Source organism: Streptomyces sp. STR69, assembly GCF_024519455.1.
Classification (GTDB): Bacteria; Actinomycetota; Actinomycetes; order Streptomycetales; family Streptomycetaceae; genus Streptomyces.
In genome coordinates this window covers 154857-175421 of the sequence record NZ_JALJRY010000004.1, presented here as the reverse complement: position 1 = coordinate 175421, position 20565 = coordinate 154857, and the positions used below count along the sequence as shown (strand labels likewise).

Here is a 20565-nt window from a genome sequence, read left to right as displayed (position 1 = left end):
GAATAAGGGAACCTGAGGGGTTGTACGTGAGCAGCGTCATATCCGTGACCGTACGTCGCTCGTCATGTTCACGTAATTGACATGCTTTTCCAGGGGAATTGAGGAAGAAGTCGAGTGGGAATTCACGCAGGGTGACTGTGAATTCCCACAGGAGATCACAGGAAACGAAAAACCGTGGAACCCCCTGCTTGTCCCTTTGCGTCTTCCTCGCTTACGTTCGCCACCAATCCGGACGGACGCCCAATCCTGCCGCCGACCGGACTCCGCACACACCCACCCGTATGCGGCAGGAGCGGGGGACCCACAGGTAGGACGCCTGTTCCGGTCTCCGGAACGGGCTTGGGGTAAAGCCGCGACCAGCGCGCGGCCGGGCATCTCCAGCCCGCACCCGACAGCTCACCCCGCAGGCGCCGGAGAGGAATTCGTCATGCCCGCGAAGGGTAAGCACCGCCGTCCCAAGGCCCAGCGCCTCACCCGCTCGATAGCCGTAGCCGGAACCGGCGGCGCCGCGCTCGCCCTTCCGCTCATGGGGGCCGCCGGTGCCCATGCCGCCACATCGACTTCCGCTCCGGAAAAGGCCGTTCAGTCGGTTCCGGTGGTCGAGAAGGCCGTGACGGAGAAGGCGGCGACCGCGAAGACCGGGGGCGTCAAGACGTATTCGGTGAAGGCGGGCGACTGGCTCGCGAAGATCGCCGAGGACCAGGACGTCACCGGCGGCTGGAAGAAGATCTACCAGGACAACCGCGAGGCCATCGGCGCCGACCCGTCGCTGATCCACCCGGGCCTCAAGCTCTCCCTCGGCGAGAAGGCCACGACGGGCACGAGCAAGTCGTCCGGCTCGTCGTCCAGTTCGTCTGGTTCCTCCTCTTCGTCCTCCTCCTCGTCTTCTTCGTCGAAGAAGACGACCGCCACGCAGAGCGCCGACACCACCAGCACGTCCAGCGGCTACACCCTCCCCGTGACCGGCGGCACCATCGGCACCGGCTACCACGTCGCGGGCAGCATGTGGTCCAGCGGCTATCACACGGGCGTCGACTTCGTCGTCCCGACCGGCACCACCGTCAAGGCGGTCGCCGCGGGCACGGTCGTCTCGGCGGCCTATGACGGCGCCTACGGCAACGAGGTCGTCATCCGGCACGCGGACGGCGAGTACTCGCAGTACGCCCACATGTCGCAGCTGTCCGTCTCGGCCGGCCAGACCGTGACCGAGGGCCAGCAGATCGGCCTCTCCGGGGCGACCGGCAATGTGACCGGCCCGCACCTGCACTTCGAGATCCGGACCACGCCGTACTACGGCTCGGACGTGGACCCGGTCGCCTACCTCCGCTCGCACGGCGTCACAGTCGGCTGACGTCAGGGGCCCGGCGCGGGGCAGTTCCCGGGGTCAACGCCCCTGGCCAGGGGCTTATTCCGACTTTGGACAACCCTTTACAAGTGGCTTATCTCACCGCCCGTCAACCCCAAAATACGATCGCGTAGGTCACAGTCCAGGGTGAACTATGGTTGCCGTGGCTAACGATTCGAAGAGTGACAACAGATCAGTGATCGGGTCGTACGTGGCGGTGGGGGACAGCTTCACCGAGGGCGTCGGCGACCCCGGGCCCGACGGGGCGATGGTCGGCTGGGCCGACCGGTTCGCGGTACTGCTCGCGGACCGGCGGCCCGAGGGCGACTTCGAGTACACCAACCTCGCGGTGCGCGGGAAGCTGCTCGACCAGATCGTGGCCGACCAGCTCACCCGGGCCAAGGAGATCGGCCCGGACCTGGTCTCCTTCTGCGCGGGCGGCAACGACATCATCCGTCCCGGCACCGACCCCGACGAGGTCGCCGAGCGCTTCGAACGCGCGGTCGCCGACCTCACCTCCGCCGTCGGCTCCGTCCTGGTGACGACCGGCTTCGACACGCGCAACGTGCCCGTGCTCAAGCACCTGCGCGGCAAGATCGCCACCTACAACGGACATGTGCGGGCCATCGCCGACCGCTACGGCTGCCCGGTGCTCGACCTGTGGTCCCTCAAGACGGTCCAGGACCGCCGGGCCTGGGACGGCGACCGGCTCCACCTCTCTCCCGAGGGGCACACGCGCGTGGCGCTCCGCGCCGGTCAGGTCCTGGGCGTCGAGGTCCCGGCCGACCCGGACCAGCCCTGGCCACCGCTGCCGCCGCGCGGCACGCTCGACATCCGCCGCGACGACGTGCACTGGGCGCGCGAGTACCTGGTGCCGTGGATCGGACGCCGACTGCGCGGCGAGTCCTCCGGCGACCACGTGGAGGCCAAGGGCGCGCTGTCGCCCGACGACATCAAGATGCGGATCGAGTCGGTCGCTTGACGGAGCGGCAGGGGCGCTGCGCGAAGGGGGACGTGCCCGGGGTCTGAGAGCGACCGCAGGCCGTTCCGCTGCGCCAGGGAACTCCGCCCGTCTCAGGGAGCGGTCAACGCCGCCCGCTCCAGGCCGAGTTCCCGCGCGAGCGCCTCGTCGACCCACTCCAGGGCCCGCGTCCGCGACACGGCGCCCCCGTACGCCGTCATCTGTACGGCCAGTCCGTCCAGGAGGGCCGTCAGGCGCAGGGCCGCCGCGTTCGGGTCCGCGCAGTGGAACTCGCCCGCGATCACTCCCTCGGCGACGACCTCCGCGAGCGCCCGCTTCCACTGCCGGTCGAGATCGCGCGTCACCTCCAGGAGCGCGGGTTCGCGCAGCGCCGCCGCCCAGCCCTCGATCCACAGCCGCCAGCCCTTGGCCTGCCCGGTCGGCGCGTACCAGCGCACCGCCGCCCGCAGCCGGCGCAGCGCGGTCGTACGGCGGCCGAGCAGCTTGCGCAGATGCGCGAGATCGTCCTCGGCGGCGAAGGTGAACGCGGCGGCGACGAGCTTCTCCTTGGTCGAGAAGTGATAGAGCACCAGCGCGTTGCTCACTCCGAGCGCCGAGGCCACGTCGGCGATCCTGACCGCCGCCACACCCCGCGCCTCGATCTGCTCGACGGCGGCCCGCAACAACTCCGCACGCCGCTCCGCCACGCCCAACCGCACTCTCGCCACGCGGCCACCCTATTCCGTGGTCCGCGAAGCTGTTGCCCCGTGCCTCACCGGTACCAGCCGAACCGCTCCGCGATGACCGGCAGCCGGTCGGCGACGATCGCGTGTGCGGCGGCGCGCGGTGTCGTCCCGTCGGCCTCCGCGCGGGCCAGCATCAGCTCGATCAGGGCGCGCATCGAACGCCGGGTGTGGGCGAACGCCTCGTCCGCGTCCGCACCGATGTCGCCGAACAGGGTCCACCACCACCAGGCGTTCGTCCCGGAGTTCACGACGACATCCGGCAGTACGACGACTCCGCGCGCGGACAGCAGCTCCTCCGCCTCCGGCAGCACCGGCATGTTGGCCGCCTCGACGATCCAGCGCGCGGTGACCGCCCCCTGGTTCGTGGTGTCGACCGCGTACGACACCGCCGCCGGTACCAGCACCTCCGCCTCGACGGACAGCCAGTCCCCACCCGGGAGTTCGCGGTCGCCGGGGCGCAGCACGGACCGGTCCACGGTGCCGTACGCGTCCCGCGCCGCGAGCAGCGCGTCCACGTCGAGCCCGGCCGGGTTCACGACCGTGCCCTTGACGTCGGCGACGGCCACGATCGTCAGCCCCGCGCGCGCGAGGAACCGCGCCGTGGCCCCGCCCATGGTGCCCAGACCCTGCACGGCGACCCGCGTCCCCGCGTACGGCACGCCCACCCGGTCCAGCGCCGCGAGCACCGACTCGGCGACCCCGCAGCCACCGACCAGCTCGTCGAGACCGATCCCGTCCACCTCGACCGCGAACGCGTCCGCGAGCCGCCGCCGCGCCGCGGCCTCGTCGTCGAGGAGCGGATACACCGCCTGGATCGACGACACGAGCCCCGCCTCCGCGGCGGCCCGGTCGACCAGGTCCTGGGTGAGCCCGAGGTCCTCACCCGTCGTCCAGAAGCTCTCGATGTACGGCCGCATGGCGCGCAGGTAGCGCACGAGGAGGCCGTACGACACCGGGTCCTGGGGATCGCAGTCGATGCCGCCCTTGGCGCCGCCCAGGGGGATGTACCGGCCCTCCGGGTCGTAGTGCAGCGCCTCTTTCATGGTCATGCCCCGGGCCAGCCCTGCCACCTCGTCGAGCGTGCAGCCCGGCCGCATCCGCAGTCCGCCGCTGGACACCCCGCGCACCAGCCGGTCGACGACCAGGAAGCCCCGGCGGCCGGTGACGTGGTCGGTCCAGGTGAGCGACATCAAGGGGGTGGTCATACGGACTCCTCGCGGCGTCGGCCGACAGGGCAAGTGGCGAAGCGCGTACCGGACGGCGGGTACTGAACGGCGAGTCAGTATCGGAAGTGGTGCCGGGTCCTGTCAACGGAAGATCGAATTCCGGTCCGCGGCGTCAACCCCGGGCGTGGAACTTTGGTCTTTCCTTGGAATGACGGCCCCGTGAAGCCGATGCACCGGCGTTGTCACAGGGGTCGACCATAATGGAAAGCCTGACCGACTCCACCTGGAGGCATCGTGACCGGAATCCGTACCCTGAGCTCCGGGCTCCGCGCGCTGCAGCCCGCGGCCTTCGGCGCGGACCCGAGCGGCGAGCGCCTGGCGCGCATCCGCAGATCGCCCCATTTCAAGGACGGGGTCTTCCAGAACCCCGGGGGCAACACGAACGTCCGCCCGTCCGGCGGCACGATGCGCGAGATGGGCAAGGCCTACCTCGACAAGGAGGCGCGCGTCCGCCGCGCCCCCGACGGCACGCTGCCGGTGCACGCCACCACGCTCGCCGACCTGGCCAAGCCCGCCGCCACCGGGCTGCGCCTGACGTGGATGGGCCACTCCAGCGTGCTGGCGGAGATCGACGGCCACCGGGTCCTCTTCGACCCGGTCTGGGGCGAGCGCTGCTCCCCCTTCCCGTTCGCCGGCCCCAAGCGGCTGCACCCGGTACCCCTGCCGCTGGCCGCTCTCGGCCCCGTCGACGTCGTGGTCATCTCGCACGACCACTACGACCACCTGGACATGCCCTCGATCAAGGCGCTGGCCGACACGGACACCCTCTTCGCCGTGCCGCTCGGTGTCGGCGCCCACCTGGAGCACTGGGGTGTCTCACCGGACCGGCTGCGCGAGCTGGACTGGAACGAGGAGACCAAGGTCGGCGGCCTCACCCTGACCGCGACCCCGGCCCGCCACTTCTGCGGCCGGGGCCTGCGCAACACCCAGCACACCCTGTGGGCCTCCTGGGTCGTCGCCGGTGACGAGCACCGGATCTACCACAGCGGCGACACCGGTTACTTCGAGGGCTTCAAGGACATCGGCGCCGCGCACGGCCCGTTCGACGCCACGATGATCCAGATCGGCGCCTACAGCGAGTTCTGGCCCGACATCCACATGACGCCCGAGGAGGGCATGCGCGCCCACCTGGACCTCCAGGGCGGGCAGGCGCACGGGGTGCTGCTGCCCATCCACTGGGCCACGTTCAATCTGGCGCTGCACGCGTGGGCCGAGCCCGGCGAGTGGACCGCGGACGCGGCGGAAGCGGCGGGCCAGGCCGTCGCGACACCGAGGCCGGGCGAGCCGTTCGAACCGGGCGCCGAGCTGGCGACGGACCGTTGGTGGGAGCCTTTCGGAGGCACACTCGCGCGTCCCTGGCAGAGTGCCGAGCCGGTGGAGGCGGGGTCCCAGCCCGAGTCGAAGGCGGCGGCGACCCAGGCGGAACTCGACCTGGCGAACGAGCGCTGACACGGGCGACAGTCCCCTCGACGGCGGAGGCGGTCTCGGCGGTCGGATCCGCCGCGTCGTCGAAGGGGACGCTTCACCGCGGGGCACGGAGCCGCCGTACGCCCGCGTAGGGTCCCCGTCGTGAGCGCGAGCAGCGGCAGCGGGAGACCCAGGAAGATCACGGGGTTCGCCCGGTCCGGCACCGGCTCGGTGCCCGTGCCGTCCGACGTGACGCACTGCGAACCGACCGGCCGCGTCACTACGTGACCGCCCCGCACGCCCTGCGCCCCACCCATCTGGTCCGGGTCCAGGATGCAGAACCCCGACATGGCACCCCACGTGTAGGCGCCGAGGGCCGCCGAGCCGACAGAAGTGACGCCACTCCTGTCCGGACAGCATCCGGACAAGATCGGTTCCGCGCGCTCAGCCGGCGGGCTCCGGCGGACACTGCCTGTGATGTGCCGGGGTCACGGCGGAGGGTGGGACGCATCTCCCGAAATCGCTCTGTCGGACCGGCCGCCGAGCTCGGAGCGGCCGGGCGGCGGAGCCTGGCTGCATCGAACTCCTCTGTGCCCGGCGCCCGTTCATGACTGGTTCTGATCAGGGGCGATCGATTCTTTGTCCATCTTCGACGAGCGGTCGCGGTGGTTATCGGTCTGTCGTGCGAGGCCTCATACCAGAGCGGGACGCTCGCCGTGGGACTTTGTCAACTGCCCATCGCACCTGATGCGTTGACGACTACTGTGAGTGTCCGCCGGGCGACGCAGGGCCGATTTTTTCGGCTCTCTCGACCGGCACCGCGATGGCGTATGTCCGAATCGCGCACCCCGCGCGAGCAAACAGGTCCGACGCACCAGTACGAGGACGCCGATGTCTCAACTCCGTGCACCGGCCGCACGCGCAGACCGCCGTGAGGGCGGCCGGCACGGGCGACCGGCCGCCCGCCCCGTGCCCGCACTGCCCGAGACGCACATACGATCCCAGCTCCTGCGCCTCGCCGTGCTCCCGCCCGTCGCGGTCGCGCTGAGCGCCAGCGCGGCCGTCCTGTTCACCGTCCGCTCCACCGGAGCACGGACCAGCCTCACCCTCTGGGGCGTCCTCGCCGGAGCCACGTCGGTGACGTTCGCGGGCATCCTGATCGCCGCCGTGGCTGCCGGTCGCGCCGCCGGTTCCGTCAGCGACCGCATCGGCGCGCTGCGCCGCGACAGCGCGCGCGGCGAGGCCGATCTGCGCGACCTGGTCGAGGCGCTGCGCCGCGGCGAGGGCCCGCCCCAGCGCAAGCCGCGCGGTCGGCCGCCGGGGGACGCCGACGACTTCGACCTGCTCGCCGCCGACCTGGCCCGCGCCCACGACGGCGCCGTCACCGCCGTCGTATCCGCCTCCCAGCTCTCCAGCCAGGCCGGCAGTGAACAGAAGGTCGAGGTCTTCGTCAACCTCGCCCGACGCCTGCAGTCCCTCGTGCACCGGGAGATCTCCATCCTCGACGAGTTGGAGAACGAGATCGAGGACCCCGACCTGCTCAAGGGCCTCTTCCACGTCGACCACCTCGCCACCCGCATCCGCCGCCACGCCGAGAACCTCGCCGTCCTCGGCGGCGCCGTCTCCCGCAGACAGTGGAGCAACCCGGTCTCCATGACCGAGGTGCTGCGTTCCGCCATCGCCGAGGTCGAGCAGTACTCCCGCGTCAAACTCGTGCCGCCGATCGACGGCACCCTGCGCGGCCACGCCGTCGCCGACGTGATCCACCTGCTGGCCGAACTCGTCGAGAACGCCACGGTGTTCTCCGCCCCGCACACCCAGGTCCTGCTCCGCGCCAACCTCGTGACCTCGGGGCTCGCCGTCGAGGTCGAGGACCGCGGACTCGGCATGCCCGTCGGCGAACAGAGCCGTATGAACGCCCTGCTCACCGACCCCGACCAGGTCAACGTCGCCAGCCTGCTGGCCGACGGCCGCATCGGCCTGTTCGTGGTCTCCCAACTCGCCCGCCGCCACGGCATCCACGTCCGCCTCCAGACCAACATCTACGGCGGGGTACAGGCCGTACTCGTCGTGCCGCAGGCCCTGTTGGGTACGGCGCCGGGCGCCCCCGGAGCCGTGGGACGGCCGGAGGACACGATGGGCGGAGGGCGCCCGCTCCTGCCTCCGCAGCAGTCCCCGCAGGGCGGAGCGCAAGGCGGGACGCAGGGTGGGACGGGCGGGGTCCAAGGAGGTGCCCGGGGTGGTGCCGAAGGTGGTCCGCGGGCCGCCGGCCAGCAGGGTGCGCCCGGGGCGACGCCCGCCGCGCCCGGGCGGCACCAGCGTGAGTCCGGGGCACCGGGACGGCATCAACGACGGGACTCCGCACCGCCCGTCGCGCCGGTGCCGAGCGGCGGCGGACCGGTGCCGCTGCCCGTGCGCGGCGCCCGCGCGGAACGGTCCAACCCGGCGGAGGCCGTACCCGGCATCCGGCCCGACGACCGGCACACCGTGGCGACCAACGTGGCCACACCGCCCGTCCCACGGGGCGGCGCGGTACGCGGCACCATGGGCAAGCCTCCCCAACTGCCCAGGCGCCGCGCCCAGGAACACATCGCACCCCAACTCCGCGACGGCCCCGCACCCCGCCAGGACTCCGAACACCCCGTCGGCCACGACCCGGACCTGATGGCGGCCTTCCAACGCGGGATCGGCCTCGCGGAGGCACAACAGCACATGGAGGCGGCGGAGTTGGTGGAGGAGGCCGACATGGCGTCACCCCACATGGACGTCCCGCACGTGGAGGTGCCGCACGTGGACGTTGGGCACATGGAAGCCCTCCACACGGACGTCCGGCACGTGGAGGTGTCGCATGCGGAGTTGCCACAGACGGGCGGGCCACACATGGACACGGCGCACATGGAGTCGGCCCACACGGAGGCAAGCCACATGGAGCCCCTGCACATGAACGGGGTGCACACAGGCGGGTTGTATATGAGCCAGCCTCACATGGGCTCCGACCACACGGGTTCCGACACAAGCGCCGGCACCAACGCAGGTACCGGCACCAGCTCAGCTCTCTCCGCCGCACGCACCGGCACAGACCGTTTCCTCCTCGCCGACCGCACCCCGGCAGACCACGCCCTGGGCGACCACACCCCCGCAGCCCACACAGAGATGGGGCCGCTCACCCTCGCCCCCCACATGGACGTGGCACCCATAGCCGAAGCCCACGTGCATGTACCCGGTCACGACCTCACCGCCCGGCACGACGGGAGCGCATCAGCCGGATGACCACGCACGCCCCCACCCCCACGATCACGGCGTCCCACCACCGCACCCCCACCCGCGCTCCCGCAGACCTTCGTACCCCAAGGAGTCGATCCACCATGGCGAGCGACGCGCCGACCGGCCATGTATCCGATCTCGACTGGCTGATGAGCGGCCTCGTGCAGCGCGTACCGCACACCACCAGCGCGGTACTGCTCTCCTGCGACGGCCTCGTGAAGTCGGTTCACGGGCTCGACCCCGACAGCGCCGACCACATGGCTGCGCTGGCCTCCGGGCTGTACTCCCTCGGCCGGAGCGCGGGCGTCCGCTTCGGTGACGGCGGAGACGTCCGGCAGGTCGTCGTCGAGCTGGACTCGACCCTGCTCTTCGTCACCACCGCCGGCTCCGGCACCTGTCTCGCCGTGCTCGCCGGCCGCGAGGCCGACGCGGCCGTCCTCGGCTACGAGATGGCGATGCTGGTCAAGAGCGTCCGCCCCTACCTCGTGACCGCGCCCCGGCAGCACGCCGTCGAATCCCCTGCGATGAGGCCTTGAGCGTGGCGACGGCCGGCGACGGGCCTTGGTTGGACGACGCGGCCGGACGTCTTGTGCGCCCCTTCACGGTCAGCAACGGCCGTACCCGGCCGTCCATCGCGCTCGACCTCCTGTCGCAGGTGATGGCCACCGGCGCCACGCCCCTCGGCTATCTCGGCCCCGAGCACGCGCAGGCGCTCGACCTGTGCCGCGCGCCCGTCTCGGTCGCCGAGGTCGCCGCCCACCTGAAGCTGCCGGCGGTGGTCACCAAGGTGCTGCTGTCGGACCTGGTCGACTGCGGAGCGCTGACCACCAAGCCGCCCGAGTTCCACCACAACCCCACTGACCGGTCTCTTCTGGAGGCAGTGCTCGATGGACTACGACGACAGCTCTGACTACGTGAGCGGCCACGATCCCTTCCCCACCGCACTGAAGATCCTGGTGGCGGGCGGCTTCGGCGTCGGCAAGACGACCTTCGTCGGCGCGGTGAGCGAGATCGCTCCGCTCAGTACGGAGGAGTTGCTCACCACGGTCAGTGCCGCGACCGACGATCTCGAAGGCATCGAGAACAAGGTCGAGACGACCGTGGCGATGGACTTCGGCCGGATCACCCTCGACCCGGAACACGTGCTCTATCTGTTCGGCACCCCCGGACAGGAGCGGTTCTGGTTCATGTGGGACGAACTGTCCGAGGGGGCGCTCGGCGCGGTCATCCTCGCCGACACCCGCCGCCTGGAGGAGTGCTTCGCCGCCGTCGACTTCTTCGAGCAGCGCGGCCTCGGATTCATCGTCGCGATCAACGAGTTCGACGGCTCCTACCGCTACGACCCCGAGGAGGTGCGGGCCGCCATAGATCTCGACCCCGGGATCCCGGTCGTGCGCTGCGACGCGCGGATCTCCAGTTCCGGGGTGCAGACCCTGCTGACCCTCGTACGCCATCTCATCGAGCACGCCCCGGCGCATGCGCCGAGCCATGGTGCCCACATGTGATCCCCACACACCCTTCACGGAGTTCCTCTATGACATACGTCCACAAGGACGGAGTACGCCCATGAGCTACGACCCGCCGCGTCCGGCCGGTCGTCTGCTGCTCACGCCCGAGGACAAGGAGGCACCCGGGCGGATGCGACGGCTGCGGGGGCTGGGCCTGGGGAAGCACCCGGACCCGGCGCTCGACGCCTTCGCGGACCATCTCGCCGAGCTCACCGGGGCGCCGTACGCCATGGTCAACTTCATTGACGAGAACCGGCAGTTCTTCGTCGGTCTGCACACTCCGGGCGGTGCGGAGCTGCCCCGGGCCGCCAAGAGCGGGGAGCATGCCAAGCCCGAGGTGGGGCGGCAGCTGGCGCGTGAATATGGGTTCTGCCCCCATGTGGTGGTCCGACGTAAGGCACTGGTTCTTGAGGATGTCTGCGACTATCCGCGGTTCGCGGGCAATCCGGTCGTCGACGAGTTCGGCATCCGTTCCTATCTGGGGGCGCCGCTCATCGACTCCACGGGGATGGTGCTGGGCACCGTGTGTGTCGTCGACACGGAGCCCAGGCCGTGGGGGAGGCCGGGGCTGGAGACGATCAAGTCGACCGCGGCGGAGCTGGTGGCCCGGCTGGAGGGGCTCGGCGGCGCATAGCCGACCGGTCGTATAGTTGGCGTATGGGTAGGACCAGTGATGCCGGAGAGAAGATCCTCGCCGCCGGGCGCTCGCTCTTCGAGGCGCGCGGCTACTCGGCGCTGGGAGTGGCCGAGATCTGCCGGGCGGCCGGGGTGCCGAAGGGCAGCTTCTACTACTTCTACGAGTCGAAGGAGGCCCTCGCACTGGCCGTCGTCGACGAGCACTGGGCGGAGCAGCGGCGGGAGTGGACACGCGTCCTGAGCGCCGCGAGCGGGGGCGCCGAACCGCTGGAGCGGCTCCGGCGGCTGTTCGAGGAGACGGAGGCCGGCCTGCGTGCCGGACAGCAGGGCTGCGGGACCGTGCTGGGCTGTCTGTTCGGCAACCTCAGCCTGGAGATGAGCAACCAGACCGAGGCCGTCCGCACCCGGTTGCAGGAGATCTTCGACGCCCAGGTCGAGATGGTCGACGCGGTCGTCATCGAGGCCCGCGACCGCGGGGACGTCACCGTGACCGACACCCGGGAGGCGGCGCGGTCCGTCGTCGCGCAGCTTGAGGGCCAGGTGATGTTCGCCAAGCTCTACAACAACACCGGGCGGCTGAGCCCCCTCTGGGCCAACTGCCTCGCTCTGCTCGGCGCCCGCGCCGCCCATCCCGCCTGATCAGCGGCCGGCGTCGGTGGGCGCGGTCCGCAGTCCCTGCTTCGGCACGGACTGCCGTACCGCCACCGCGTGGTGCGGGGAGCCGGCCCGCAGGACGGCGGCGGCGACGGCCGCGGCGAGGACCACCAGGGCGGCCAGGAGCAGGGCCGGGCGGTAACCGTGGCGCAGCAGCGGGGCGACGGCGAGCGGACCGAGGATCTGGCCGACGGAGTAGCCGGCGGTCAGCAGCGCCACCGAGCGCGGGAAGCGCAACTGGGTCCCGGTGGCCAGCGCGAGGGTGCTGACGCCGATGAAGGTCGCACCGAACAGCAGCGCCGAGACCAGGGCCGCGGCCACCCCGCCGACCAGTGCGGGCAGCGCGATGCCGACCGCCTGGATCACCAGCGCCACCAGCAGCAGCCCGGGCCGCGACCAGCGGCGCCCGAGCCGGGCCCAGAGCGCGGAGGACGGTACGGCGGCCAGCCCGACGAGCACCCACGCGCCGCCGCCGATCCAGCCGGGGGAGCCCTGTGCGATCGCGGCGACCAGGAAGGTCCCGGCGACGATGTAGCCGACGCCCTCCAGGCTGTAGCTGACGAACAGTGCGGCGAAACGGCGGTCGACCGTCGGCGTAGGGGCTTCCGACCTGTGCGCGGACGACACGTTGGCGGACGACATGTGCTCAGTCGAGATGTGCGCGGCCGACGTGTGGGCAGCCGACATGTGCGTGGACGACACAGGCGCGGCCAACACCTGGGCCTCCGGCCGTAGATTCCACGAGGCCGCTGCCAGGACGACGGCGAGCGCGGCCGAGGCCCACCACGCGGTCCGCCAGTCCGCGATCGGGCGCAGGGCGAGGACCAGGAGGCCGGAGAGCGCGATGCCGGCGCCGACGCCGCCGAAGCCCCAGCCGGGCAGGTGCGGCGGGTGGTCGCGGAGATGGCCGAGGAGCGAGTTGACCGCGACGACGAAGATCAGCGCGCTCGCCGCGCCCGCCAGCAGCCGCAGGGTGAGCCACAGCTCCGTGCTGTGCGTGGCGGGCATCGCGGCAAGGGTGCCGATCAGCAGGACGAGCGCGCCGCGCAGGGTCGTGCGGGAGCGGACCAGGGCGGGGGAGAGGGTGCCCGCGAGCGCCCCGACGAGGTAACCGACGTAGTTGGCGGTGGCCAGGTGGGCGCCGGCGCCGGTGGACAGGCCCGCCTGGGCGTGCATCAGCGGGAGGATCGGGGTGTAGACGAAGCGGCCGACCCCCATGCCCGCCGCGAGCGCCGCGGCGACCCGGGCGACATGGGTCCAGGGCGACAGGAGCGGGCCGTCCGCCCGGGTCGAAGGGACTTGAGCACCGGGGCTCATGGCGGTGAAATCCCTTGCAGGCAGGGCGAGTTACTCCGCATGACCGGGATCGTTCGGGTGCGGTTCCAGCGGAGTGACGGCGAAGGTCATCCACGGGGCGAGGGGCAGGGTGCCGAGCACCTTCTCGTGGAGCTGGTCCTCGTCGTCGGCGAGCCAGATGCCGATGCTGCGCCGTTCGCCGACCGGGCGCCACAGCCGTCCCAGGTGGCCGGTCGCGGCCAGTTCGCGGGAGCGGACGGCCTCGGCGGCGCGGCGCCGGTCGACCTCGTCCTTGGCGGTGCCCTCGGGAATGGTGGTGGTGATCTCGACCAGGAACTCTCGCATGACCTCGCTCCGTTCGGGCCCGCCCGGCCAGGCGACAGGGTGCCGGGTCTCCATGCCCTCATCGTGGCCCGGGACCGGCGCGGGCGCCACGACGGGCTCGCTCCCTGCTGGGAGTTCCGGCCTCCCAGCCCGCGTAGCATGACGGGCGTGGAGCTGCGCCAACTGAGGTACTTCGTCGCCGTCGCCGAGGAGCTGAACTTCGGCCGGGCCGCCGACCGCCTCCTGATCGCGGGCCCCTCCCTCTCCCAGCAGATCAAGGCCCTCGAACGCGATCTGGGTGTACGGCTCTTCGACCGCGACCGTCGCTCGGTCTCCCTCACCCCGGCCGGTGCCGCCCTGCTCCCGCACACCCGCGCCCTGCTGGAACGCGCCGACGACCTCCGGCGCAGGGCCGGCCGGCTGGCGGGCTCGGAAGCGGTCCGGCTGGGCTACGTCAACTGGCTCCCCACGGACCTGACCGCGCGCACCGCCGGTGTGGCCCAGGTGCATGTGGACGCCTGGATCGCGCCCTCGCACACGCAGGCCGCCCGGGTCGCGGACGGCAGCCTGGACCTCGCGGTGTGCTGGGTGCGGGACGAGGACCTGAAGCGGCACGGTCTGCGGGCCCGCCTCCTGGGCGCCGACCGGCTGTACGCGGTGGCCACGGGCAGCGACACCGGTGACGTCCGCGCCCGGGACACGTCCGTCCTCCTCGACGACGACACCCAGTCCTGGTCGTCCTGGAACGTCTACGCCGAGCAACTCGCCCACGACACCGGGGCGCACGCGGCGCCGATCTCCGACGGCGGGATCACCGGCCCCGCCTTCTTCGACCACGTCCGCCGCAGCCGCCGCCCGGTCGTCAACTCACCCAAGGGACAGACCACTCCGCTGCCGCCCGACCTCGTACGCCGCGAGATCGCCGGGCCGTCGGTCCACTGGACCTGGTCGCTGGTGTGGCGCGAGGGCGAGACGCGGGCCGCGGTCCTCGCCGTCGTGGACGCGCTGTGCGACGGCGTCGGCGACCTCGGGCTGCGCGCCCCGGACGCCTGGCTGCCGGCGGGCGACCCGCACCGCTGACCTCGACTGGGAGGCCAGGCCTCCCAGCAGCGAGGATTCCGGTCCTGGGAAAAGCCGCTCTGACCTTTGATTTCACCGCGCCAGGTCACCTACCTTCTCGAATAGGCGACCGGTCGGCTAGTAACTCGACCGGAGGCCACACGCCAAGCACCACTACTTCGAAGAAGGTCGTCATGAGCACTCGGAACCAGAAGGTCGCGATCGTCACCGGCGCTTCGCAGGGCATCGGAGCGGGCGTCGTCGACGCCTACCGCAAGCTCGGCTACGCCGTCGTCGCCACCTCGCGCACCATTGCCCCCACCGACGACGCGGACATCCTGACCGTCCAGGGCGACATCGCCGACCCGGCGACCGCCGAGCGGGTCGTGGCCGCCGCGATCGAGCGGTTCGGCCGGATCGACACCGTGGTCAACAACGCGGGCGTCTTCGTCGCCAAGCCCTTCACGGACTACACGGCCGACGACTACGCGAGCGTGCTCGGCATCAACCTGGCCGGGTTCTTCCGGATCACCCAGCTGGCCGTTCCGCACCTGCTCGCCCAGGGCGGCGGCCACGTCGTCAGCGTCACCACCAGCCTGGTCGACAACGCGGACGCCCGCGTCCCCTCGGTCCTGGCCTCGCTCACCAAGGGCGGAATCCAGTCCGCCACCAAGTCCCTCGCCATCGAGTACGCCACCCGGGGCATCCGCGTCAACGCTGTGTCGCCGGGCACCATCAAGACTCCGATGCACGCGGAGGAGACCCACGACTTCCTCGCCGCCCTGCACCCGGTCGGCCGGATGGGTGAGGTGGGCGACATCGTCGACGCCGTGCTCTTCTTGGAGAACGCTCCCTTCGTCACCGGCGAGATCCTCCATGTCGACGGCGGCATGAGCGCCGGTCACTGAGAAAGGTCGACGGAGATGAACAGCGGGAACGACGACGAACTCATCCTGCGCGGTGTCCTGGACCCCTGGAAAGCGGCCGTCGACGCCCATGAACCGGAGGAGGTGGCCCGGCTCTTCACCGAGGACGCGATCTTCCAGGGGCTGCACCCCTACGGCGTCGGCCGAGCGGACGTCGCCGAGTACTACGCCTCCCAGCCGCTCGGAATGAAGGCGGCCTACGACGTCCTGGAGACCCGGCGCTACGCCGACGATCTCGTACTCGGCTATCTCGACACGGAGTTCACGTTCACCGACCGGCCGCCGGTCGACGTCAAGCTCGCCGTGCTGGTGCGGCGGCTGGCGGACGGCTGGTACATCGCCCACTACCAGGTCTCGCGGCTGGCCGGGTGACAGGTGTGAAGGAAAGCTGCGGCACCGCTTAAGAAAACCTCGATGGACCCGGGCGCTCCGGTGGGGCAGATTGCTAGCACAATCCACCCCTCACCCCGGAACGGGCTCGTCCGGCATACCCGGACCGGGCCCGGCCCCGGGACCTCACCCACAGGAGCCGTAGCGTTGAAGGCGCTGGTCAAGGAGAAGGCGGAGCCCGGGCTGTGGCTCGTGGACGTCCCGGAGCCCGCCGTCGGACCCGGTGACGTACTGATCAAGGTGCTGCGCACCGGGATCTGCGGCACCGACCTGCACATCCGGGCCTGGGACGGCTGGGCGCAGCAGGCGATCAGCACACCGCTCGTGCTCGGGCACGAGTTCGTCGGCGAGGTGGTCGGGACCGGCCGGGACGTTGCCGACATCGCCGTGGGTGAACTGGTCAGCGGCGAGGGCCACTTGGTGTGCGGCAAGTGCCGCAACTGCCTGGCCGGACGTCGGCACCTGTGCCGGGCCACGGTCGGGCTCGGCGTCGGCCGGGACGGCGCCTTCGCGGAGTACGTGGCGCTGCCCGCCGCCAACGTGTGGGTGCACCGCGTCCCCGTCGACCTCGATGTCGCCGCGATCTTCGACCCGTTCGGCAACGCCGTGCACACCGCGCTGTCGTTCCCGCTAGTCGGCGAGGACGTACTGATCACCGGTGCGGGCCCGATCGGCCTGATGGCGGCGGCGGTTGCCCGGCACGCCGGCGCACGGAACATCATGGTGACCGACGTCAGCGAGGAACGCCTCGCCCTGGCCCGCAAGATCGGCGTGAGCCTCGCCCTGAACGTGACGGACTCTCAGATCGCGGACGGTCAGCGGGAGTTGGGACTCCGCGAGGGCTTCGACATCGGCCTGGAGATGTCCGGCCGCCCCGAGGCGATGCGCGACATGATCGCCAACATGACCCACGGCGGCCGGATCGCCATGCTGGGACTGCCCTCCCAGGAGTTCCCCGTCGACTGGACCCGCGTCGTCACCTCGATGCTCACCATCAAGGGCATCTACGGCCGTGAGATGTTCGAGACCTGGTACGCGATGTCGGTCCTGCTGGAAGGCGGCCTGGACCTCGCGCCCGTGATCACCGGCCGGTACGGACACCGCGACTTCGAGGCGGCGTTCGCGGACGCGGCCAGCGGGCGCGGCGGCAAGGTCATCCTCGACTGGACTCTGTAGCAAGGGAATTGATGATGTTCGACTCCGTGCGCGACGACATCGGCGCCACCCTCGACGAGATCCGCGCCGCCGGACTCCACAAGCCCGAGCGGGTGATCGGCTCCCCGCAGTCCGCGACCGTGCGGGTCACCGCGGGTGGCCGACCGGGCGAGGTCCTCAACTTCTGCGCCAACAACTACCTCGGCCTCGCCGACCACCCCGAGGTCGTCGCCGCCGCCCACGCGGCCCTCGACCGCTGGGGCTACGGCATGGCCTCCGTACGCTTCATCTGCGGAACGCAGGAGGTCCACAAGGAGCTTGAGGCCCGCCTCTCCTCCTTCCTCGGCCAGGAGGACACGATCCTCTACTCCTCCTGCTTCGACGCCAACGGCGGTGTCTTCGAAACCCTGTTGGGCCCCGAGGACGCGGTCATCTCCGACGCCCTCAACCACGCGTCGATCATCGACGGCATCCGCCTCTCCAAGGCCCGCCGTTACCGGTACGCGAACCGTGACATGGCCGACCTGGAACAGCAGTTGAAGGAAGCGGCGGGCGCCCGGCGCAAGCTGATCGTCACCGACGGCGTCTTCTCCATGGACGGCTATGTCGCCCCGCTCCGCGAGATCTGCGACCTCGCCGACCGCTACGACGCGATGGTCATGGTCGACGACTCCCACGCCGTCGGCTTCGTCGGCCCCGGCGGCCGGGGCACCCCCGAACTGCACGGCGTCATGGACCGCGTCGACATCATCACCGGCACCCTCGGCAAGGCGCTCGGCGGCGCCTCCGGCGGCTACGTCGCCGCCCGTGCCGAGATCGTCGCGCTGCTCCGCCAGCGCTCCCGGCCGTACCTCTTCTCGAACACCCTCGCCCCGGTGATCGCCGCGGCCTCCCTCAAGGTGCTCGACCTGCTGGAGTCGGCGGACGACCTGCGCGTCCAACTCGCCGAGAACACCGCCCTGTTCAGGCGCCGGATGACCGAGGAAGGCTTCGACATCCTCCCCGGCGACCATGCCATCGCACCCGTGATGATCGGCGACGCGGCGGTGGCCGGCCGTATGGCGGAACTGCTGCTGGAGCGGGGCGTGTACGTGATCGGCTTCTCGTACCCGGTCGTCCCGCAGGACAAGGCCCGTATCCGGGTGCAGCTCTCCGCCGCGCACTCGACGGACGACGTGAACCGGGCGGTGGACGCGTTCGTGGCGGCCCGCGCGGAGCTGGACGTCTCGGAGAACTGAACAGCTTGGACATTTTGCGATAATCGGTCCCATGATCGAAGCGCGGCGGCTCCATATCCTCCGTGCGGTGGCCGACCACCGCACCGTGACGGCGGCAGCCGCCGCGCTGTACCTCACCCCCTCGGCGGTCTCCCAGCAGCTCGCCGCCCTGGAGCAGGAGACCGGCCACCGCCTGGTCGAGCGCGGCGCCAAGGGGGTACGGCTGACCCCGGCCGGCGAGATCCTGCTCGGCCACACCAACGTCGTCCTGGCCCAGCTGGAGCGGGCCGAGGCGGAACTCGCGGCCTACAGCTCGGGCGAGGCCGGCACGGTCACCGTCGCCGCGTTCGCGACCGGCATCGCACAGGTCGTAGCACCCGCCGTGACCCGTCTCGCGAGACTGGCGCCCGGCATCCGGATCCGCGTCCAGGACGCCGAGGGCGACGCCAGTCTGCCGATGGTGCTGGACCGGCAGGTGGACGTCGCGGTCGCCGTCGAGTACCGCGGCGCCCCGCCCGCCGACGACCCGCGCCTGATCCATGTCCCGCTCTACGCCGAGCCCTTCGACGCGGTCGTCCCGCTCGCCCACCGCCTCGCCGACGCCGATGAGGTCCCCCTCGCCGAACTGGCCAAGGACCCGTGGATCGGCCCCTACCCGGGCAACCCCTGTCACGAGGTCGTCGTCCTGGCCTGCGAGAACGCCGGATTCCAGCCCCGCCTGGAACACTCCTCCGACGACTTCCGCGCCGTGGTCGCCCTCGCCTCGGCCGACGCGGGCGTCGCCCTCGTCCCCCGCTCGGCCCTGCGCGGCATGGACCTGACGGGAGTCGTCGTCCGGCCCGTCGACGGGGTGGCCCCGACCCGCCGGGTCTTCGCGGCCGTACGACGCGGCACGGAGGAGCACCCGCTGATCCGCCCGGTGCTTGACGCGCTGGCGGAAGTGGCCCGGACGTAACCTCACCGTTTCATATCCGGGATACCGTCCCGGATATGAGATCTGAGGAAAAGGTGGCACCCTACGACCCCATGGACGTCCGACTGGGCGCCCGGCTCGCCGAGCTGCGGGCCCAACACGGCTGGTCCCTCGGGGAGTTGGCGGAACGCAGCGGAGTGAGCCGGTCGACCCTGTCCCGCGCCGAACGTGCCGAGACCAGCCCCACCGCCTCCCTCCTCAACCGCCTGTGCGGCGTCTACGGCCGGACCATGTCCCAACTCCTCAGCGAGGTGGAGGCCGAGCCCACCCCGCTGATGCCCGCCGCCGACCAGCCCGTGTGGGAGGACCGCACCGCCGGTTTCCTACGACGCTCCGTGTCACCCCCGCACACCGGCCTGCGCGGCGAACTCGTCGAGGGACGGCTCACGCCGGGCGCCGACATCGCCTACGACCGGCCGCCCGTCCCCGGCCTCGAACAGCACATCTGGGTCCTGGAGGGCACCCTCGACGTGACGGCCGGGGACACCGACCACCATCTCGACACCGGAGACTGTCTACGGCTGCGGGTGTGGGGCCCGACACGGTTCCGGTGCCCGGGTCCGGACGGGGTCCGCTACGTCCTGGCGGTGGTGCTGCCATGAGGACGGAGCGACTGGACGTGCCCCAACTGCTCGCCGCAATCGAAGAGTTGGCGGATCTGCTGACCGACACCGTGCACGACGGAGCATCGGTCGGATTCCTGGCGCCGCTCGACCGGGCGGCGGCCGTCGCCTGGTGGCGGGAGCGCGCCGACGCGGTGAGCGCAGGGCGGCTCGCCGTGTGGGCTGCGCGGGACGGCGAACGGGTCGTCGGCACCGTGAGCCTGGCCTTCGCCGACAAGCCCAACAGCCGCCACCGCGCCGAGCTCGTCAAGCTGATGGTGCATCGGGACGCCCGCGGACAGGGCCTCGGGCGCGGGCTGCTGACCGTCGCGGAGGACGCGGCGGTGGCGGCCGGCGTCACCCTCCTCCACCTGGACACCGAGACGGACAGCACCGCCGAACGCCTCTACGACTCGGCCGGCTGGACCCGGGCCGGCGTGATCCCCGACTACGCGGCGAGCCCGGCCGGGGTGCTGCGGCCGACGACGCTCTACTACAAGCGGGTGGGCGACGCGTCGCCTTGCCGGCCGCCCAGTTCGTCACCCCGGCCGAACTCGACCGGATCCGGCACGGACTGAACCGCGGCTGTGCGGCGGACTCCCACGACAGATTCGAGTCCTGGGACTCCGTCCTGCACCGCGCGCGTTCGCGCAGGCGGTTCACAACAGCCTGCTGCCGCGGATGCTTCGACACGATGAACGCCCCCCGCGAACTGCCGGTGTGGGGCAACACCAAACGCCGCTCCGCCAGTTCCGAGCGACGCGCGGGCTGTGAACGCGATCACGGCCTCGTCGTAGAGGCGTTGTCCGACGGCGACCCCGAAGCCGCCCGGCAGCACGCGGGCCCACGCTCTCACCAGGTGATTGTCAGTGCCGG

General features: G+C 71.3%; 22 protein-coding genes and 1 riboswitch. Of the genes, 18 read left to right on the top strand and 4 right to left on the bottom strand.

Going from position 1 to position 20565, the window contains the following annotated elements:
* Positions 1-260: 260 nt before the first annotated feature.
* Positions 261-423: riboswitch (cyclic di-AMP (ydaO/yuaA leader) on the top strand.
* A 4-nt stretch (positions 424-427) separates the two neighbouring features.
* Positions 428-1351: a M23 family metallopeptidase gene (locus OC490_RS09230; protein WP_262057349.1), complete on the top strand. Its 924-nt coding sequence runs from the start codon at positions 428-430 to the stop codon at positions 1349-1351.
* 190 nt (positions 1352-1541) lie between these two features.
* Entirely contained in the window at positions 1542-2327 is a 786-nt protein-coding gene (locus tag OC490_RS09225; RefSeq protein ID WP_262057578.1) for an SGNH/GDSL hydrolase family protein, read from the top strand.
* A gap of 92 nt (positions 2328-2419) precedes the next feature.
* On the opposite strand, the gene OC490_RS09220 is transcribed toward OC490_RS09225, so the two are convergent.
* A complete protein-coding gene (locus tag OC490_RS09220) occupies positions 2420-3034 on the bottom strand; it encodes a TetR/AcrR family transcriptional regulator (protein ID WP_315986665.1) in 615 nt (204 codons plus the stop codon).
* 44 nt (positions 3035-3078) lie between these two features.
* Entirely contained in the window at positions 3079-4257 is a 1179-nt protein-coding gene (locus OC490_RS09215) for a Glu/Leu/Phe/Val dehydrogenase dimerization domain-containing protein (protein WP_262057348.1), read from the bottom strand.
* Positions 4258-4512: 255 nt separating this feature from the next.
* Here OC490_RS09215 and OC490_RS09210 point away from each other — a divergent pair, with 255 nt between their 5' ends.
* From OC490_RS09210 to OC490_RS09175, 8 genes are all read left to right on the top strand, one after another.
* Positions 4513-5727 (top strand): MBL fold metallo-hydrolase, encoded by a 1215-nt coding sequence (locus OC490_RS09210; protein WP_262057347.1) that lies wholly within the window; start codon positions 4513-4515, stop codon positions 5725-5727.
* A gap of 120 nt (positions 5728-5847) precedes the next feature.
* On the top strand, positions 5848-5973 hold the full coding sequence (locus OC490_RS09205; RefSeq protein WP_262057346.1) for a hypothetical protein: 126 nt from the start codon (positions 5848-5850) through the stop codon (positions 5971-5973).
* Positions 5974-6576: 603 nt separating this feature from the next.
* Positions 6577-8955 (top strand): sensor histidine kinase, encoded by a 2379-nt coding sequence (locus OC490_RS09200; RefSeq protein WP_262057345.1) that lies wholly within the window; start codon positions 6577-6579, stop codon positions 8953-8955.
* 95 nt (positions 8956-9050) lie between these two features.
* Positions 9051-9485, top strand: coding sequence for a roadblock/LC7 domain-containing protein (locus tag OC490_RS09195; protein WP_019069670.1), 435 nt, complete (start codon positions 9051-9053; stop codon positions 9483-9485).
* Positions 9486-9487: 2 nt separating this feature from the next.
* Entirely contained in the window at positions 9488-9859 is a 372-nt protein-coding gene (locus tag OC490_RS09190) for a DUF742 domain-containing protein (protein WP_262057576.1), read from the top strand.
* The gene (locus OC490_RS09185) at positions 9837-10454 is read left to right on the top strand and encodes a GTP-binding protein (protein WP_200708952.1); all 618 of its coding nucleotides are present in this window, start codon (positions 9837-9839) and stop codon (positions 10452-10454) included. The genes OC490_RS09190 and OC490_RS09185 overlap by 23 nt, the downstream gene beginning before the upstream one ends.
* Before the next feature lie 61 nt (positions 10455-10515).
* Positions 10516-11091, top strand: coding sequence for a GAF domain-containing protein (locus tag OC490_RS09180; RefSeq protein WP_262057344.1), 576 nt, complete (start codon positions 10516-10518; stop codon positions 11089-11091).
* 23 nt (positions 11092-11114) lie between these two features.
* Positions 11115-11732 carry a TetR/AcrR family transcriptional regulator gene (locus OC490_RS09175; protein ID WP_262057343.1) on the top strand — a complete coding sequence of 206 codons (618 nt, stop codon included), beginning with the start codon at positions 11115-11117 and terminating at the stop codon, positions 11730-11732.
* Here the strand turns inward: OC490_RS09175 and OC490_RS09170 are convergent, their stop codons facing one another.
* Positions 11733-13064 (bottom strand): YbfB/YjiJ family MFS transporter, encoded by a 1332-nt coding sequence (locus OC490_RS09170; RefSeq protein WP_262057342.1) that lies wholly within the window; start codon positions 13062-13064, stop codon positions 11733-11735.
* 30 nt (positions 13065-13094) lie between these two features.
* Positions 13095-13388 (bottom strand): muconolactone Delta-isomerase family protein, encoded by a 294-nt coding sequence (locus tag OC490_RS09165; RefSeq protein ID WP_262057575.1) that lies wholly within the window; start codon positions 13386-13388, stop codon positions 13095-13097.
* Between the two features lie 138 nt (positions 13389-13526).
* Here OC490_RS09165 and OC490_RS09160 point away from each other — a divergent pair, with 138 nt between their 5' ends.
* The 8 genes from OC490_RS09160 to OC490_RS09125 all read left to right on the top strand — a co-directional run bounded on the left by OC490_RS09160 (position 13527) and on the right by OC490_RS09125 (position 20267).
* Positions 13527-14447 carry a LysR family transcriptional regulator gene (locus OC490_RS09160; RefSeq protein WP_315986664.1) on the top strand — a complete coding sequence of 307 codons (921 nt, stop codon included), beginning with the start codon at positions 13527-13529 and terminating at the stop codon, positions 14445-14447.
* 173 nt (positions 14448-14620) lie between these two features.
* Complete coding sequence (locus OC490_RS09155; protein WP_262057341.1) at positions 14621-15334, top strand: SDR family NAD(P)-dependent oxidoreductase; 714 nt, start codon at positions 14621-14623, stop codon at positions 15332-15334.
* Positions 15335-15349: 15 nt separating this feature from the next.
* On the top strand, positions 15350-15724 hold the full coding sequence (locus tag OC490_RS09150; protein ID WP_262057340.1) for a YybH family protein: 375 nt from the start codon (positions 15350-15352) through the stop codon (positions 15722-15724).
* Positions 15725-15889: 165 nt separating this feature from the next.
* A complete protein-coding gene (gene tdh, locus OC490_RS09145) occupies positions 15890-16918 on the top strand; it encodes an L-threonine 3-dehydrogenase (protein ID WP_262057339.1) in 1029 nt (342 codons plus the stop codon).
* 14 nt (positions 16919-16932) lie between these two features.
* A complete protein-coding gene (locus OC490_RS09140; protein ID WP_262057573.1) occupies positions 16933-18135 on the top strand; it encodes a glycine C-acetyltransferase in 1203 nt (400 codons plus the stop codon).
* A gap of 31 nt (positions 18136-18166) precedes the next feature.
* On the top strand, positions 18167-19069 hold the full coding sequence (locus OC490_RS09135; protein ID WP_262057338.1) for a LysR family transcriptional regulator: 903 nt from the start codon (positions 18167-18169) through the stop codon (positions 19067-19069).
* Positions 19070-19104: 35 nt separating this feature from the next.
* Entirely contained in the window at positions 19105-19689 is a 585-nt protein-coding gene (locus OC490_RS09130; protein ID WP_262057337.1) for a helix-turn-helix domain-containing protein, read from the top strand.
* Entirely contained in the window at positions 19686-20267 is a 582-nt protein-coding gene (locus tag OC490_RS09125; RefSeq protein ID WP_262057336.1) for a GNAT family N-acetyltransferase, read from the top strand. Before OC490_RS09130 ends, OC490_RS09125 begins: the two co-directional genes overlap by 4 nt.
* Positions 20268-20565 lie beyond the last annotated feature (298 nt).